The organism is Nocardiopsis sp. CA-288880 (assembly GCF_050955985.1).
Classification (GTDB): Bacteria; Actinomycetota; Actinomycetes; order Streptosporangiales; family Streptosporangiaceae; genus Nocardiopsis; species Nocardiopsis tropica.
Window position 1 is genome coordinate 4,481,148 of record NZ_CP192105.1, and the last position, 15,192, is coordinate 4,496,339.

18 protein-coding genes are annotated in these 15,192 nt (G+C 70.1%); 4 read left to right on the forward strand and 14 right to left on the reverse strand.

Going from position 1 to position 15,192, the window contains the following annotated elements:
* The first annotated feature begins 91 nt into the window (after nt 1-91).
* Entirely contained in the window at nt 92-1,414 is a 1,323-nt protein-coding gene (locus ACQPYD_RS19585) for a pentapeptide repeat-containing protein (protein ID WP_433697039.1), read from the forward strand.
* 216 nt (nt 1,415-1,630) lie between these two features.
* Nucleotides 1,631-2,101 carry an HIT family protein gene (locus tag ACQPYD_RS19590; protein ID WP_433697040.1) on the forward strand — a complete coding sequence of 157 codons (471 nt, stop codon included), beginning with the start codon at nt 1,631-1,633 and terminating at the stop codon, nt 2,099-2,101.
* Nucleotides 2,102-2,596: 495 nt separating this feature from the next.
* On the opposite strand, the gene ACQPYD_RS19595 is transcribed toward ACQPYD_RS19590, so the two are convergent.
* The 14 genes from ACQPYD_RS19595 to ACQPYD_RS19660 all read right to left on the reverse strand — a co-directional run bounded on the left by ACQPYD_RS19595 (nt 2,597) and on the right by ACQPYD_RS19660 (nt 13,694).
* Entirely contained in the window at nt 2,597-5,098 is a 2,502-nt protein-coding gene (locus ACQPYD_RS19595) for an OmpA family protein (protein ID WP_433697041.1), read from the reverse strand.
* Nucleotides 5,099-5,112: 14 nt separating this feature from the next.
* Entirely contained in the window at nt 5,113-5,490 is a 378-nt protein-coding gene (locus ACQPYD_RS19600; protein ID WP_433697042.1) for a hypothetical protein, read from the reverse strand.
* Complete coding sequence (locus ACQPYD_RS19605) at nt 5,490-5,912, reverse strand: TadE/TadG family type IV pilus assembly protein (protein WP_433697043.1); 423 nt, start codon at nt 5,910-5,912, stop codon at nt 5,490-5,492. Before ACQPYD_RS19605 ends, ACQPYD_RS19600 begins: the two co-directional genes overlap by 1 nt.
* On the reverse strand, nt 5,909-6,295 hold the full coding sequence (locus ACQPYD_RS19610; protein WP_433697044.1) for a TadE family protein: 387 nt from the start codon (nt 6,293-6,295) through the stop codon (nt 5,909-5,911). Before ACQPYD_RS19610 ends, ACQPYD_RS19605 begins: the two co-directional genes overlap by 4 nt.
* A complete protein-coding gene (locus tag ACQPYD_RS19615; protein WP_433697045.1) occupies nt 6,292-6,495 on the reverse strand; it encodes a hypothetical protein in 204 nt (67 codons plus the stop codon). Before ACQPYD_RS19615 ends, ACQPYD_RS19610 begins: the two co-directional genes overlap by 4 nt.
* A gap of 20 nt (nt 6,496-6,515) precedes the next feature.
* The gene (locus ACQPYD_RS19620; protein WP_433697046.1) at nt 6,516-7,394 is read right to left on the reverse strand and encodes a type II secretion system F family protein; all 879 of its coding nucleotides are present in this window, start codon (nt 7,392-7,394) and stop codon (nt 6,516-6,518) included.
* Nucleotides 7,391-8,236: a type II secretion system F family protein gene (locus tag ACQPYD_RS19625; RefSeq protein WP_433697047.1), complete on the reverse strand. Its 846-nt coding sequence runs from the start codon at nt 8,234-8,236 to the stop codon at nt 7,391-7,393. Before ACQPYD_RS19625 ends, ACQPYD_RS19620 begins: the two co-directional genes overlap by 4 nt.
* Nucleotides 8,233-9,555: a CpaF family protein gene (locus ACQPYD_RS19630; RefSeq protein ID WP_433697048.1), complete on the reverse strand. Its 1,323-nt coding sequence runs from the start codon at nt 9,553-9,555 to the stop codon at nt 8,233-8,235. Before ACQPYD_RS19630 ends, ACQPYD_RS19625 begins: the two co-directional genes overlap by 4 nt.
* Nucleotides 9,552-10,382: a hypothetical protein gene (locus tag ACQPYD_RS19635; protein ID WP_433697049.1), complete on the reverse strand. Its 831-nt coding sequence runs from the start codon at nt 10,380-10,382 to the stop codon at nt 9,552-9,554. Before ACQPYD_RS19635 ends, ACQPYD_RS19630 begins: the two co-directional genes overlap by 4 nt.
* Before the next feature lie 32 nt (nt 10,383-10,414).
* A complete protein-coding gene (locus tag ACQPYD_RS19640) occupies nt 10,415-11,035 on the reverse strand; it encodes an SAF domain-containing protein (protein WP_433697050.1) in 621 nt (206 codons plus the stop codon).
* 21 nt (nt 11,036-11,056) lie between these two features.
* Nucleotides 11,057-11,482 carry a hypothetical protein gene (locus ACQPYD_RS19645; RefSeq protein WP_433697051.1) on the reverse strand — a complete coding sequence of 142 codons (426 nt, stop codon included), beginning with the start codon at nt 11,480-11,482 and terminating at the stop codon, nt 11,057-11,059.
* 365 nt (nt 11,483-11,847) lie between these two features.
* Nucleotides 11,848-12,219, reverse strand: coding sequence for a hypothetical protein (locus ACQPYD_RS19650; RefSeq protein WP_433697052.1), 372 nt, complete (start codon nt 12,217-12,219; stop codon nt 11,848-11,850).
* Between the two features lie 405 nt (nt 12,220-12,624).
* Nucleotides 12,625-13,134, reverse strand: coding sequence for an ATP-binding protein (locus ACQPYD_RS19655; protein WP_433697053.1), 510 nt, complete (start codon nt 13,132-13,134; stop codon nt 12,625-12,627).
* Between the two features lie 14 nt (nt 13,135-13,148).
* Nucleotides 13,149-13,694 (reverse strand): hypothetical protein, encoded by a 546-nt coding sequence (locus tag ACQPYD_RS19660; RefSeq protein ID WP_433697054.1) that lies wholly within the window; start codon nt 13,692-13,694, stop codon nt 13,149-13,151.
* Nucleotides 13,695-14,126: 432 nt separating this feature from the next.
* Between ACQPYD_RS19660 and ACQPYD_RS19665 the strand changes: the two genes are divergently transcribed.
* Entirely contained in the window at nt 14,127-14,966 is an 840-nt protein-coding gene (locus tag ACQPYD_RS19665; RefSeq protein ID WP_433697055.1) for a helix-turn-helix domain-containing protein, read from the forward strand.
* A gap of 97 nt (nt 14,967-15,063) precedes the next feature.
* Complete coding sequence (locus ACQPYD_RS19670) at nt 15,064-15,180, forward strand: DUF397 domain-containing protein (protein ID WP_433697056.1); 117 nt, start codon at nt 15,064-15,066, stop codon at nt 15,178-15,180.
* Nucleotides 15,181-15,192 lie beyond the last annotated feature (12 nt).

Here is a 15,192-nt window from a genome sequence, read left to right on the forward strand (position 1 = left end):
TTTCTATTTTCCCTCCAAAAGCTTAAGGCGATGTACGTTGTACATAGCAGGCATCGCTGGCGATCTCGACCAGAATTCGAAGGAGCGGCTCTTGCGTACCATTGAGCAGATGCTACTGGACACGGCCTCCGTCGTTCACCGTTTTGTGGTGGCCTGGCTACTGCCGCTGCTTGTCATGGGACTGGGCCTGTGGGTGATAACAGCCTCCCATAATCACGTAGCCAGCGAGCTCTCCTCCCTTCTCAAAATCGTTCCAGTTGGATGGTTCGGTCTCCTCTGTGGTGCAATCCTCCTCACCAACGGAGCTCTGATGTGGCGGGCTCAACGGAGATACACGTTGACGCCTGCACCGTTCTCCCGCTGGTGGGTCCTTGGCGGCATCGTAGCGGTGATCGCCGCGACTTGGTCCAGCACCACATGGATGCTTTCGGTCGCCCAACCTGAACAGCAGCTCTCCGCGATCCAATCTGGCCTGACGGTCGCTGCCGGGACAGGAGGTGCTCTTGGGTTGGCGCTCATCGCACGGAAACAGTGGCATCAAGAGAACGTTCATCTTCACGAACGCCGGGTCGCCACCCAACAGCAACGTGACGCTGACGAACGGCGTTTCCTCGAGTCTTTTAACACAGCCTTGCAACTACTGGAATCTGAAATCTCTCAAACACGCCAAGGTGGCCTGGCACTCCTTGAGTCGATCGGTGAAAAATACCCGGACTGGCAGTCCACGGTTGTTCGAACGCTTTGTTCTTTTCTTCAACGCCCCCTGCCCTCAGGCATAAAAATACCAGATCCCAGCGAGACACCTTCACCCAACTGGCTGGAGGCCTATCAAGAGCGCCTACAGGCAATCAATATCCTAGTCCGCCACCTACCTAGCAATAACGAGACAGAGTGGCGTGGGGGCATAGAATTTTCGAACGGCGAATGGGGGCATCACCCTTGGGAACTGGCAGGAGCCGTGATCCCGAACCTGGAGCTACGCGGGAAGGAGCTGCGGGACGCCGACTTCAGCGGCTCCGTCATCGTCAATCCCATTACGATAAATAGCTCAACGCTCTGGGGAACAAAATTCACTGATGCGATAATTTCCGAAGGAGTGTGGGCAGTCAATGCCACAATCCTCAACACAGACTTCGAGAGAGCCTCTATCGGATATCTGACTATAGCCCAGTCGCACCTGAGCCAGGTAACCTTCCGTGATTCCTCCTTTCTAGGGCCAGTAACCGTGGGAACGGAAACCAGGTTGAAGATGGGTGTTAATTTCACTGGAGCTCAGTACAAGCGCGCCCCTGAGTTCAGGGGAGCACTCGTCGACAAGGACGGTTGGGGAAACAAGATCCCAGGTTGGATCCTCCGATCTGATTCAGAGCAGGGGCCCTGGCATCGACTTCGTCCCGAAAATGCCACAGAATAATATCACCGAGAAAAGAACGCCTCGCGAAGGCACGCTCGCACACGCAAGGACCTTGTAATCTAATGGCCACAAACCCGGATCCTGCTCCGCCGCCTACCGCGCCACCTCCGGCGGAAGTCCCGGGAATCGCTTCCGGCACATAGCACAGCCTCCGCAACGCTCGCCACCAGAGAGCTCCCCACTCATCCTGATCAGCCGTGCGCCAAGATGCCCATCATGGATGACGACTGGCGCAACGACCGGATCGGTAGTGCCCTCCGGGGAGAGAACCCCACAGTGCTCCGGAGGCTGGACACAGGCTTCGCGGTGATCGGGGACGTCCAATTCCTACCGGGATACTCGGTGCTCTTGGTGGATGACCCACAGGTTCAGCGGTTGTCCGAGCTGTCCAGGAGCAGGCGGCTAACGTTCCTGCCCAGCATGGACAGGCTGGGGGAGGCCGTTGAACGGGCCTGTCAGCAGCGGGATCCTGACTTCCGGCGGGTCAACCTGGAAATTCTCGGGAACACCGGCCCCTACCTACACGCGCACGTGTGGCCACGGTTCGTCTGGGAGCCGGCCGATCTCGTCGGTAGGCCTGTGTGGCTGTATCCGCGTGAGCGATGGAGCGACGGGCGGCCTGCCCTCGGCCCGCAACATGACGGCCTGCGCGAGACGATCGGCGAAGAACTGGACCGGCTCGCCTGACCGCCCCCAGAGGCGCCACCGTGGTCGACGGCCCGCCCCTCTTGGGTGGGTCGCTCTTACGACTCCGACCGCGCCTGATGACGTACCCAAGCGTCGGTCACACAACGAGGACCTCACCAAGATGCCATCGGACGTCATCAAGGGCCAGTGTGTGCTCCGTTTGTGCTCCGCAGTTCCGTACTGACACGGAACCAAGCGGCACCACACGGCCCCAGGCGGCACAGCAGACCGGATGGAGTGGCACGAAACGGTATGTAGTGACACGTGGCGGCGCGAAACCAGCGAACTTCTAATCCGATGGTCGGCGTCGAGGTCTGTGACCGGGTCGCCGCCGACCTCCACGGGATCCCTGACCATGAATGAGGCGGGCTTCATCAGGAAAAGCCCCCTGGGCAAGCTTCCACGGAGCCGTTGGCTGCCGCAGGGTTCCTCATTTAAGTCCTCCGGCCCGGACAGGCGTCCGGTGCCGACGCTCCCCAACGGTGGACCCACCCTTCACCGCCGACTCCTCGTGAGGTCCTCCAGGAGGTTCCTCGTGGCGGCGCTCGGGCGCGCCCGCATGGACTTGAGCTTGCCCGCGAGGTCCTGGTAGGTGCGCTCGGCGGCGTCGGGGCGGCCCAGACCGACCTGGGTCCGCATGAGTTCCTGGTAGATGCTCTCGTTCAGGTCGTCGGCCTCACGGGCCCGTTCCAGCCAGGCCAGCGCCTGCCTGGGGTCGTCGGCCGCCTTCGCGAGGCCGACGAAGCAGTCGGCGGCGGCCCTGCGGTAGGCCTGGCGCTTCTCCTCGATCCAGGGCAGGTCGCTCTCGGTCAGGAGCATGTGGTCGTACTCGGCCGCGGCGGCGCGAAGGCAGGTGTGGGCGGTTCTGTCGTCCTCGGCCTTCTTTGCGGCCTGCAGTGCCCGGTCGAAGCGCCACACGTCCACGTCGACGGTGTCGTGGTGGATCTGGTAGCGGCCCGGAACCACGTCGATGATCTCCGCGTCGGGGTTCTCCAGCGCCTCGCGGACGGCTACCCGTGCGCTGGTGCAGGCGCTGCTGCGCAGTTGGCGGCTCTTCTTGCCGGGCTCGGTCGAGAAGAGGGCCTCCGTGAGGGCGTCGGTGCCCACCCCGTGGGGGTGGAGCGCGAGGTGGGCGAGCATGGCGCGTGAGGAGCTGCGCATCTTCACGCCGATGTCGACGCCGTCGACGGTGATGCTCGGCTGGGGCGCGAACAGGCGGATGTCGACCTTCGGAGGTCGTTCGGCGTCCGGTTCCGGGTCGGCCCCGACAGGCTCGGCCGCCGGCTCCGGAACGGCCTCTTCCCTCTCCTCTTCCGGGGGCGTCGGCACCGCTTCCCCGGCACGGTCGGGTTCCCCAACGGCGGTGGTGGTGAAACCGGCGGCGAAGGTGGCCTGGTCGATGTGGAGGAGCCGGAGCCCGTCGTAGGTGTCGGTGCTCCCGTCGGGGGCGGTGACGTCGACCGTGTCGAAGGAGTCGCAGTTCAGGACGGGCACGCCCCATTCCTCGCCGAGGATCACGACCGTGACCTCCCCTTCCTCCTCCCCGTCGCGGAGGGCCTGGAGCCGGTCCTGGGCGAGGGTGTGCGCGGAGGCCTTGACGACGAGCAGGGTGCGTGACGGGCCCCCTTCGTCGCGGGCCGCGGTGATGTAGGCGAGTTCGGCCTCGGTGACGGCCGAGGCGGTGTCCGCGCTGACGGTCATGCCCGGGGCCCGTACCCGGGGTGAGGCCCCGGCCTGGGCCACGAGTTCGCGGGTGGTGATGACGCGGATGCCCGGATCGGTCAGGGCGCGGCCGATGAGGGAGGCGCACACGCCCAGGGCGTGGGTTCCGGTCACGGCGAGTCCGTCGTGTGCGCTGACGCTGAGGTTGTCGGCGACGCGCAGGTGGCCCTGGGGGCTGATCACCGCCCTGCCGGTGTCCCTGGTGACGGGGACAGGGGCGCCGAGGGGCTGTTCGGGGTCGGCGCCGGTGTCGTCGTCAGGGCCGGGTTCGTCGTGGGGTTCGGTGTCGTGCTCGTCCTCACCGGCCTGGTGTTTCCCTCGGTGCCCCGGGGCCGTCAGCCGTCCGGCGACCGCGCCGAGGGCGCCTCCGACCCCGCCCCCGGCGAGGGCTCCGGCGAGCACCGCGCCGACGGGGAAGGAAGAGGTGTCCTGTGCCTCGGCGGCGGGCGCGACCGGTGCGGCACCGACGGCCGCCTCCTTCTGTTCGGTCTCGCTGTCGGCGGTGGTGTGGGGGCGGGTGGTGAGGGTGTAGGTGATCTCGGCGCGCCGGTCGGCGGTGGGGCCGAGTTCGGGGTGTTCGCGTGGGTGGTCGGAGCCGGCGCCTGCGGTGGTGACGGTCCATCCGTCGCCGAGCTGGTCGGTGAGAGCTGCGGCGACGGTTTCGGCCCGCCGCAGGGACAGGGCGCGGTTGTGCTCGTCGGGGCCGGAGGCATCGGTGTGCCCGGTGACGGTGATCGCGGTGTCGGGGTCGCCGAAGAGCTGGAGGAGTTCGACGGTGGGTCCCAGTTCGTCCGCCATGGCGGGGGTGAGGTCGGCGGAGTCGAGTCCGAACCCGGTGAGCGTGCGGGTGCGCTCCAGCACGTGTGCGGGTTCTCCGGTGGGCGCGCCGTGGGCGTCGTGTGCGCCGTCGGTGGGCGCGGTGTCGGGGGGGGCCACGGCGGCGACCGCGGGGGCGGACACGGCCACCGAGCTTCCGGCGATGCCGGTCGCGGCCAGGCGCAGCAGTCCAATGCGGGGCACCTGTCCTCGCAGCAGGGCGACCGTGTCGGCTGCCACCAGCAGGGCGAAGGCGGCCCACAGCGCCCACAGCAGGGCGAGCGCCAGGGTGTGCGGGAGGGGTGGTGGCAGCGTGCCGCTGAGCAGGGACAGGCGCAGGTGCTCCGCGCTCACGCCTGCGGTGTCGGGCCAGGGCTGTCGGCTCAGCAGGGCGGGCGGTGCGATGAGCAGCGCCGATGTGGTGGCGGCGGCCAGGGCCGTCCGGGTCGTCGTGTGCACGGGTCCCCCTCGTCTCACGGTGTGTGGGCGGTGGCTGTGGCGCGGGAGGAGATGTGGACGTCGCCGAGCAGTGTGAGGAGCGCGGGGTGGTGGGTGCTCGTGACGGTGACCGTGACGGTGTCGGCGCCCACGGACACCTCGGCGTCGCCTCCGCCCGCCCGGGCGTGTGCCGTGGCGGCGGTGCGGGCGGCGGCCGGGTCGAGGGCGCGGGTGCCGGTGCGGAGCAGGTCGGGGTCCAGGTGCTGGGCGCCGGCCCGGGCGGACTCGTGGGCCAGGACGGTGGTGCGGGTCTTGGTGCGGAGCATCTGGGCGCCGTCGTGGACGAGCCCAAGGCAGGCGATGAGGGTCGCGGCGATGGCGACGACGAAGGCGCTGGGGCTGCTGCCGAACATCAGGGGGCCTGTTCGCGGTGCAGGTCGGTGACGGACAGGGCCCGGGCGGTGACGGTGCGGGTGTCGCCGGCGCCGAGGTCGGGGAGGTCGTCGCGGTGGACGGTGCAGGTGACCTCCGCGCGCACGGCCGGCGCCCCCGCGACGGTGGCGGGGCGCAGGCGGACGGCGGGGTCCTGGCAGGCGCGGCCCCAGGTGCCCACGCTCGCGGCGACGGCCCGGGCCGCGACCTGCTGTGCGGTGGCGGGGTCGGTGTGCAGGGATCCGGCGCGGGCGGCGGAGTGGGCGAGGGCGTCCGCGGCCAGGGCGGCGGTGTAGTCGCGGCCGGTGAGGGCGATCAGGGCCAGGAACGCGAGCAGGACGGGGACGAGCAGGGCCAGTTCGACCGCCGCGCTCCCCCGGTCCCTGCTGCCCGCGCCGGTCATGGCCCGGCCCCGGGGACGTGTTCGGTGGGGCCGCTCAGGGTGGTCTCCACGGGCGGGTACCAGCCGGGGACGAGGCTGACCGCGGTACCGGTGACGGTGGCGCGGGTGGTGCCGGCCCGGCGTTCGACCCGGACGCGGACGTCCTGCAGGACGGCGCCGCCCAGGTCGTGGACCATGGCGTGGCCGCGTTCCCGCCCCTGCCGTTCGCTGCCGTCGAAGGCGCGCCCGGCCGCGAGGGCCTCGGTGGCGACGGCCTGGGCGCGGTGGTGGGCGTGGGTCCACATCCCGTACTGGAGGATGCCGAGCAGCATCGCGAACATCAGCGGGACGGCGAACAGGACGTCGGCGCTGCCCCGGTCCCCGCGTCCGGCGAGGCGTTTCACGGGTCGACGCCCAGGTCGATGGACTGGGCGCTCTCGGTGATCATCGGGGTGAGGATGGCGCCCACGGCGGTGGCGATGCCGATGGTGATGACCAGGACCAGCACGTACTCGGTGGTGCCGGATCCGCGGTCGCCGGTACGGCGGCCGCCTCGTCCGCCGCGGACGAGTGCGGTGAGTGCTCGGCGCAGGGCCTGGTTCACGGGCGCGGGCCTTCCTGGGTTCAGAATCCGGTGGTGACGTGCACGATGGCGGGATAGCCCATGAGCAGGAGGAACCCGAGGACCAGGAGCATGACGGGCAGGGTCATGCGCTCGGTGGCCCGGTGGGCCTCCCCCTCGAGGGCGGCGAGCCGGTGGATGCGCAGGGAGGCGGCCTTGGCGCGGACCGAGGCGCGCACGCGGGCGCCGTCGGTCCCGGCCAGGCGGATGGAGGAGGCGAGTTCGTCCAGGTCGCGCACTCCGGTGCGTTCGGCGAGCTCGGCCAGGGCGTCCCAGGGCGGGCGGGTGCGCAGGTTGGCCTCGTGCAGGCACCGCCGGATGCGGGTGAACGCGGTCCCGTGGCCCCGCCGGGTGGCGGCGGTGAGCGCTTCGGTGACGCCCGCTCCCCCGGCGAGGGCGACGCCGACCAGGTCGGCGATGACGGAGGTGGCCGCGCACAGCTCTTCCCTGTGGCGGGCCGCCCTGCGGCGCAGGACCAGGGTCGGGGTCCACGCCCCCAGGACCACCAGGCAGGCGGCCAGGCCCAGGGCGTAGTGGGTCGGCAGCGGGGACTGCGGCGGCGCCGCGGCGGCGAACGCGAGCACCCCCAGGGCCAGGCCGGCGAGGGCGGCGACGCAGGTGTCCATCCGGTGGACGTCGGCGTCGGTACCGCACGCGGCCAGGTCGCGCCCGGTGCGCTCCCCCGGCCACCCGGTGCGGGCGAGGGCCCCCGCGCCGGCGGCCGTCACCGCCCGCAGGGGGCTGACGGGCGCGGGCCGCGCCTGTTGCTCCTCCGACGGCGGGAGGAGTTCGGCGAGGGTCGGGCGGCGCAGGGTCCACACGGTCCAGTACAGGCCTGCGCCGGCCGTGGCGCCGCCGAGCCCGGCGATGAGGGTGTTCATGTCCTTGCCTCCTGCGGGTGGGCCGCGAGCACGCGTTGCGTGCGCGGCGGGTTCGACAGCCGCGTCAGCCACCCCAGCGCCGCGGCCCATACGGCGCCGATCAGTGCGAGGACGAGCTGGCCGGCGGTCGAGTCGAACGGGGCGAAGTAGGGGCCGTTGAGGACGGCCATGCCGACGACCATGGCGGCCGCGGTGGTGATGATGATGCGGACCGAGGTGCGGGTGCGCGCCCGGGTCGCGGAGGTGCGCACGAGCATGGCCGCGCGGTCGCGGGCCGCTTCGGCCAGGCTGGTGAGGAGCGGCCCCAGGTCGGCGGCGTGGCGCTGGGAGGCCATCGACAGCGCGGTGGCGACCAGGTCGGCGGTCTCGTTGCCGACGCGGTGGGCGAAGGCGGTGAGCGCCTCCTCCTGGTCCGCCCCGGCGGTGAGGTCGCGGGACAGGGTCCGCACGTCGTCGCGGACGGCGGCGGGGGCGATGACCGCTGAGGCCCGGACCGCCTGCCGCAGCCCGGAGGAGGCGGTGATCAGGTCGCGGAGCTGCTCGGTCCAGCCGGCCACGGCCTCGATGCGCGCGACCTCGGCGGGTGTGGCCCGGTCCGGGCCCAGGACGGAGGGCAGCCACCACGCGGCCCCGGCGGCCAGGGCCGCGGCGACGGGCCAGCCGGTGATGCCCCAGGTGAGCATCCCCGCCCCGGCCGCCGCGGCGGCCTTCCACCACAGGTGGCGGCCCCGCTCCAGGCGCTCGCGCACCCCGGGCAGACCGCTGGTGAGCGCGGGCAGCAGGAGCACCAGCCCCAGGCCGACCGCCGCCCCGCCCAGGCTCGCGACGAGGACCGCGCTCACGTCGCCTCCCCGAACAGGGTGGCCGGGTCCAGGCCGGCGCGCAGGAGCTTGCGGGCGTACTGCGGGCTCGGCGACGTGGTGAACCCGCCGTGCTCCACGGCGTAGAGCTCGTTGGTCACCACCTGGGGGCCGTCGACCCCCACGACCTCGCGGACGCTGGACACGTGCCCGTTGCCGCGGTCGTCGGTGTCGATGTGCACGGCCAGGTGGACGGCGGAGGAGATCAGCACCGCGCCCTCCTCCAGGGAGAGCCGTTCCCCGGCCTGGTTGGCGTACGTGGCGAGCTTGGTGAGGATCTGCGCGGAGGAGGAGGCGTGGACCGTGGCCATGGAACCGTCGGTGCCCATCGTCATGGCGTGCAGGAGCGCCACGGTCTCCTGGCCGCGGGTCTCACCGACGATCACCCGGTCCGGGGACATCCGCAGGGCGTGCCGGACCAGGTCGGCCAGGGTGATCTCCCCGGCCCCCTCGGTGTTGGGCGGCCGCCCCTGGAGTGCCAGGCAGTTGAGGTCGGCGTCGGAGTCCAGGCCCAGCTCGAAGGCGTCCTCGATGGTGACGACGCGCTCGGAGGGCGGGATGTGGCGGGCCAGGGCGCGCAGCAGGGTGGTCTTGCCCGAACCGGTCGCCCCGCCGATCACCACGTTCAGGCGGGCGCGCACGGCCGCGGTGAGCAGGGAGCGCACCGGGCGGGTGAGCATCCCCGACGCGGTCAGGTCGGTGAGGGTGAGTTCGCGCTCGGGGTGGCGGCGGATCGTGACCGCCGGACGCCGGGAGACCCCCATGACCGCGGACAGGCGGGCGCCGTCACCGAGCTCCATGCTGAGCAGCGGCGCCGAGGCGTCGAAACGGCGCTCTCCTCCCGGCGCCTCACCGGCCAGGCGCTGCACCAGGGCCACCAGCTCGGCGTCGGAGGAGGTGACCGGCGGGCGCTCCTCGCGCCGACCGTCGCCGAGGTCGACCCACACACGGGTGCCGTTGATGTGGATGTCGCGCACACCCGGTTCGCCCAGCAGCAGCTCCAGCGGACCCAGCCCGCAGACCTGGGCCAGGGCGCGGGCGTGGACCCACGCCTCGTCCTGCTCGGCCAGGGGACGGGCGGCACCGGTCAGGGCGTGGCAGGCGTGCTCCTCCAACAGGGCGGAGAGCATCGCGTCGGCCCGCTCGCGCTGCGCCCCGCGGTCGTGTTCGGCGACAGAGCCGGCGTCCTGGCGGACCAGGGCGTCGGTGACCCGGTCGGCCAGCCGGCGGGCCAACCCCTCCAGGTGCTCGGCCGCCCCGTGCGGGGAGAGCGCCCGCGGGGCGTGGATCGTGGGGTTCACGCAGCCACCTCCGCCCGGTGACCCAGGGGCACGGGAGCCGGCGGCAGGTCCTCGACATGGTTGGCCAACCGCCGGGCACACGCCAACAGCGGCATCCAGTCCACCGCCTCCGGATCCTGGCGGGCGTGCGACCAGGCGGCGAAACGCTCCCGGAGCCCGCGGGGCCGGAAGGCCTCCCCCCGCAGGAAGGCCGCCCCGGCGGGATCGTGCGGCACCTCCGCCCACACCGGATAACCGGTCACCGCCGAGACCTCCGCCGCGGGGAACCGGGAGCCGCGCACCGCCACACCGACCGCCGTCCCGTTCTCGGCCAGCGCGTCCAGGACGTCCCGGCACCGGGCGAGCCGGTGAATCTGCGCGGCGTCCCCACCAGCCACGGCGAAGACCGCCACGTCCGCCAGGGACAGCAGGTGCGCACCGGCGGTCCCCGGCATCACCCGCCCCAGATCCACCACACTCACACCGCTCCGCAGAACCTGGCTCCGGTGCGCCAGCGCCGCCACCACCGCCGAGGCCTCGTGCGCGGTCGTCGGCGCGGTCACCGCCCTCAGCCCGCCGGGAAGCTCGGTACCGTGCCGGAGCAGGACCCCGTGCGTCCCCGGCTCCTGCACCAGGGACAGGTCCGTGCCCGCCCGCACCGAGGCCGCCAGCGAGACCAGCCCCGGACGCCCGGCAAGCCGGTGCCAGGCCGCCAGGTCACCCCCGCTCGCGTCGGCCTCCACCAGCACCGGAACCGTGAGCGGACCCGTGGGCCACACCGCCGCCAAAGCCGTGGCCAACGTCGTGACCCCCGGCGCCCCCGACAGCGAACAGACCGCGATGATCATGCTTCTCCCCCTTGATTCCTGTGTCCGTCGCCCTATCGCGCGGACATGAGCGCCATCCGCACGCCCTCGTCCACTGCCCCGACCACCTCGGCCACCTCGTCCTCGGCGACCACGAGCTCCACCACACGGGAACCCGCGAGATCGCCTTCCTCCCCCAACGAGTGCAGCCGAACGCTGTGGGGCCCTCCCTCCTCGGAGCCCAGCACCAACAGCAGGGCGCCCTCCCGCGCCGAAGCCGGAAGCATGCCCGGCTGGGTCTGCACCGCCACCACCGCCTGACCGGGACCCGGCCAGCCCGAGGTGTCCGCGAGCATCGCCCCGGTCAGCACCGTGCCCGCCGGAACCGGCATCGCCACGCGCCCCCCGAGGGCCTCGTCGACCGGCGCCAGATCCAGGTCCTCCACCCCCAGGACCGGAACGATCCGCAGGTCCGCGATGGTCAGGGCCTCACCGGCGGCCACGTCCTCCGCAGTGACGACCATGGGGACGCGCTCCTCCTCGTGCCCCGCCGCCCACGCCGCGACCACCCCTCCGACGACCACCGCCGCGACCCCGGCGAAGGGCCGCTTCCAGCCCTTGCGGCGCGGCAGGGACAGCCGGGACCTCCCCGTCTTTCGTTCGGACACGTGGGGTCCGGACAACGTCGTCGTCACGCTCTCTCCGTCTCTGCGCGCTCAGCCATCGGTGACCAGCGCGTGGACCTCGGCCACCCGCACCGCGCGGGAGGCGCTCGTCGTCAACGGGTCGAGGCTCCCGCCACCGCCCGCGGTGCTCGACCACTCCACCGACCAGGTCACCGTCACGGTGACCGGGAACCGCCCCGCGGCCTGCCCCCGGGAGGGGCGGGCATAGGTGTGGCCGCAGTCCGGCGACGGGGCGTCCGCATCGTGGTGATCCGGGACGAACACGGTCCCGGGCCCCGGACAGTCGAGGGTCGTACCGTCGCCCATCGCCCAGCGGGCCCCGCCCGGGGTCGCCGTCACCGTCACCGAACCCGAGGAGACAGCCGCGGTCGCGCTTACCGGCTCCCAGCCGGAGCGGTCCACCCACAACCAGAGCGGGAAGCCCACGACCGTCTCGGCCGCCGGAGAAGAACCCACCGTCGGGTCGGGCAGGACCATCGACGCCCGCGCGCGCTCCGCAGCGGTCCGGGGATCGACGGCCGCGCCGCCACCGGCCGGTCCGGAGCGGGTGGAGGCGCCGCACGACCACCCGGGGTCCTCGCGGTCCCACTCGACGCAGGGCGACTCGGCGGAGAGGGAGACCGGGGCGCCACTGGTGGGGCGTGGGTGGACGGTTCCGCCGCCGGATGCACCACGTTGGGTGGACTCGGCGAAGGCGTTGCACTCGTCTCCCTGACAAGAGACTCGACCCTCGAAATCCGGTCCTTGAGGCAGCGGCGCTGCTGGCATCACGCCCGCAAGCAGTGGTGCAGTCAAACCGAGCGCAAGAGTGCCTATAGAGCTCAACACGTCCCGGGTCCCCAGATCTGCATCTCCACGACCCACCACCCGAAGACGTCCTGGTTCACACGAGCGTCCACACGGACGTTGTCCGTGCGAGGTTCGGCCTCACCCACGACCTTCCAGTCCCCCGCACCTTTGCAGTCCCTGATCACGACCGACCTCGGATCATCCGGCGGTTCAGCGGAGATCACCTCAGGTCGCAGCACCGGCTCACCTTCCATGCCAAGACCGGCATCCTTGACTCCCTGGACACCTTCCTGGGAAAGGTCCAGAGCTTGTCCGACCGCATGTTCCTCCAGAGCCGGGTGCTCCGGGTCCATCTCGGCCGAGGCCAGAACGATGGCGTCCCAGAAATCCAGGTAGACCGCCACGGCCTCTTCCTCGGGAGTGCCTTCCGGATCTTCCGATTCCGCAGGTGCCACGGACGACTGAACGACCGGTTCGGGTCTTTCGTCTACTCCGACGGAGCATCCCGTGACCAGCACCAACCCCAAGGCGGGCAGGGAGAAGCGAGGCACCACAAAAGACTCCTTGGAGTATCATGATGATCACTCTTAGTGATCAAGGAGAACGTAGTCCCTCAGTTACCCTCCGCACAAGTCGTTCTCGATGGATGGCAGCGCCGAAAACTGTCGGCAAGCTCACCGACCCCCGATGTCCAAGTCGGCTACCTGCGAAAACACTGCCCCAACAGGCGGAACGCCGTCGGAACGACGTCTGCGCACGACGGTGGGCGGCGTCCGCTTCGGACGCCGCCCACCGTGATCACCACCCGGTCAATCCGCGAGGCGGAACCTCGGCAGCCCGAGTGGGACCTGCTCGGATGCCACCGAGAAGGAGGCCCAGACACCCAGGCCCATGCTCTGCCGCCCCGGACCCACCCGGTAGTGGCCCCAACGCTCCGCGAGGGCGTCCACGAGCATCAGGCCGCGCTGACCTTCTGCCCAGTCCCACTCCGCAGCGCTGCGCCCGGTCGGGATGCGGGGAACGCTCGCTCCGCCGCCTCCGTCGACGATCGCCAGCCACAGGGTGCGCTCGTTCACGAGTGCCAGGGCTCGGAGAACGCTGTCGCCGCCGGGCGCGTACTTGACCGCGTTGGCGACCAACTCGGCCGCGCACAGGACGACACTGTCGACCAGGTCGCGTGCGAAGCCCTGCAGATCGGTCCTCAGGTGCGCACGGACCTCGCCTGCGGAGGCGAGTTCCGAAGGGTAGGAGCGGTGCTCCCACCAGGTGGACGCCCTCCTGGGCGGAGACAGTTCCGGAGCCGAGGTCGAGTACGGCAAGGGAAGAGGGTTCCTCATGACGCTCCCCCGACCTTGTCGAGGTAGATCCGGACCACTGCCGCGAGCTCACTGAGGCCCTCCGGATCGCCCGCCCCTCCCCTGCCACAGGGCTCGGCACGAGGATCTCCTACAGGGCCTCGCGGCCGGGGAATCCTCGGCACGCTCTGCTCCGCGACCGACGCCAGGTAAGGGCGTACGAGGGTGTCCGCGATCTCGTCCGGATCCGGCCAGAGGCAGTCGCCATAGGGCAGGCTTCCGGGGCGTTCCTGGTGGTAGCCGCTCCCCCAACGCTGGGAGTTCAGCACGACTGAGCTCATCTGCGTCCGCTTCCCGGGGAGTCCCGGCAGTTCCGGTGCGCCCTCCCGCAGTACGCGTCGAGGCAGCCCCGCCGACAGCGCAGGGCGGTGTGGTGCCTGGGCGATCGCGGCCCGTGCCTTCAGCGCCTTGCGGGGGACAAGGACGTAGGTCAACGCCATGGCGATCAGCGCGGCGGCGATGACCCACATCCGACCGGCCGCGCTGTGGCGGGGCCTGCGGTGTCGTCCATTAGGGTGTTCCACGGTCTCCTCCTGCGTTCTCAGGTGGTGATCAAGCCCCGCTCGAGTGGTCCTAAGCACTTGAGCGGGGCATCTTCTTTTCTGTCGCCTTCAACTGGACTGAGGTCCTCGAAAGGCCTCTTTCCGCATCACGAGCATATTTTGCGAAAGAGATGTCAATATTCCAGCTTTGGTTGATATGTCGGATTTCAGAGCACCCCTCGCATACATGCGCCAGAACACCCCGAAGCCCCACCCTCACCGGCACCCACCCCCGGGAGACAAGGGCCAACCACGGAACCCCTTCCGACCTCGGAGATCTCGATGCTCTAAAAATAAGTGAGGCGGCCTCATTTCTCAAGAGCCTCATATAATATAAGCATCAAAGTCACATTTGTTCGTTTTGGTCGTGGAAGACTGTGACCCGCTGGCAGTGGTCACAACAGAGGGGGCTTCATGGCAACCGGCTTGCCCGTCCGACGGCGATACCTGGCCATCCAGCTCAGGAGGCTGCGCACCGCCGCCGAGCTGACTCAGGACGAGGTCTGGAGGGCCTTGGGTTGGAGCAGGGCCAAGATCCAGCGACTCGAAGCTGGCAACTTCCAGCGTGTGAAGGCCGGCGACATCATGGCCCTGTGCCAGCTCTACAGCGCACCCGTCGACGTAGCCCAAGAGCTCATCCAGATCGCCCGGGACTCGCGTACCCAGCGACCGTGGTGGCTCCAATACGAGGACGTTCTCCCCGGAGCCTTCGTCGGTCTGGAGGCCGAGGCCACGGTGATCCAGGAGTTCAACATCGGCCTGATTCCGGGGTTGCTGCAGACCCCGGCCTACATCTCCGCGCTGCTGGAGGCCGCCGTCGGGAGCACGAGCAACCAAGCCGAGCAGAGGCTACAGAGCAGGCTCGAACGGCAGCGCACCCTCCTCGAACGCGAAAAACCTCCACTGCTCACCGTCGTGATGGACGAGGCCGCCGTCCGACGCCAGATCGGAGGAGGAACGGTGATGAGTGAGCAGATCCACCACCTACTGGACATCGGCCAACGCTCGAACGTCGAGATCCAGGTGCTCCCGTTCTCCTCCGGAGCACACGCAGCAGCAGGGCTACCGTTCACCATCCTGGGCTTCAGCGACGACAACAGCGCTGACAGCGTTGTTTTTCTCGAGTCGCGCGGGGACGGCTTCTACCTGGAGTCAGAGGCCGAGATCGCCCGCCATAGTCTGGTATTCAGCCGCACCCGGGAAAGCGCACTGTCCGTGCAGGACACAACCACTTTCCTGGAAGGCCTGATCTGATGACGAGCGACCCGAAATCGAGGATCACGTGAACGACAGCGCGGCGGAATGGCGCAAGTCCAGCTACAGCAACCCCGATGGTCCCCAGTGCGTCGAAGTGGCAGCTCTGCTCGGGAAGACGGCAGTGCGCGACACCCAGAACCGCAGACTCGGGCACATCGAGTTCGACGCCCCGTCATGGGCGGCCCTCCTGGGCACGATCCCGAGGAATTAGCCGCAGCCGACA

Coding starts and splice junctions, on each gene's coding strand:
- ACQPYD_RS19590 (WP_433697040.1), top strand. CDS start 1,631: ATGGATGACGACTGGCGCAACGACCGGATCGGTAGTGCCCTCCGGGGA.
- ACQPYD_RS19600 (WP_433697042.1), bottom strand. CDS start 5,490: ATGTTCGGCAGCAGCCCCAGCGCCTTCGTCGTCGCCATCGCCGCGACC.
- ACQPYD_RS19605 (WP_433697043.1), bottom strand. CDS start 5,912: ATGACCGGCGCGGGCAGCAGGGACCGGGGGAGCGCGGCGGTCGAACTG.
- ACQPYD_RS19620 (WP_433697046.1), bottom strand. CDS start 7,394: ATGAACACCCTCATCGCCGGGCTCGGCGGCGCCACGGCCGGCGCAGGC.
- ACQPYD_RS19635 (WP_433697049.1), bottom strand. CDS start 10,382: ATGATCATCGCGGTCTGTTCGCTGTCGGGGGCGCCGGGGGTCACGACG.
- ACQPYD_RS19665 (WP_433697055.1), top strand. CDS start 14,127: ATGGCAACCGGCTTGCCCGTCCGACGGCGATACCTGGCCATCCAGCTC.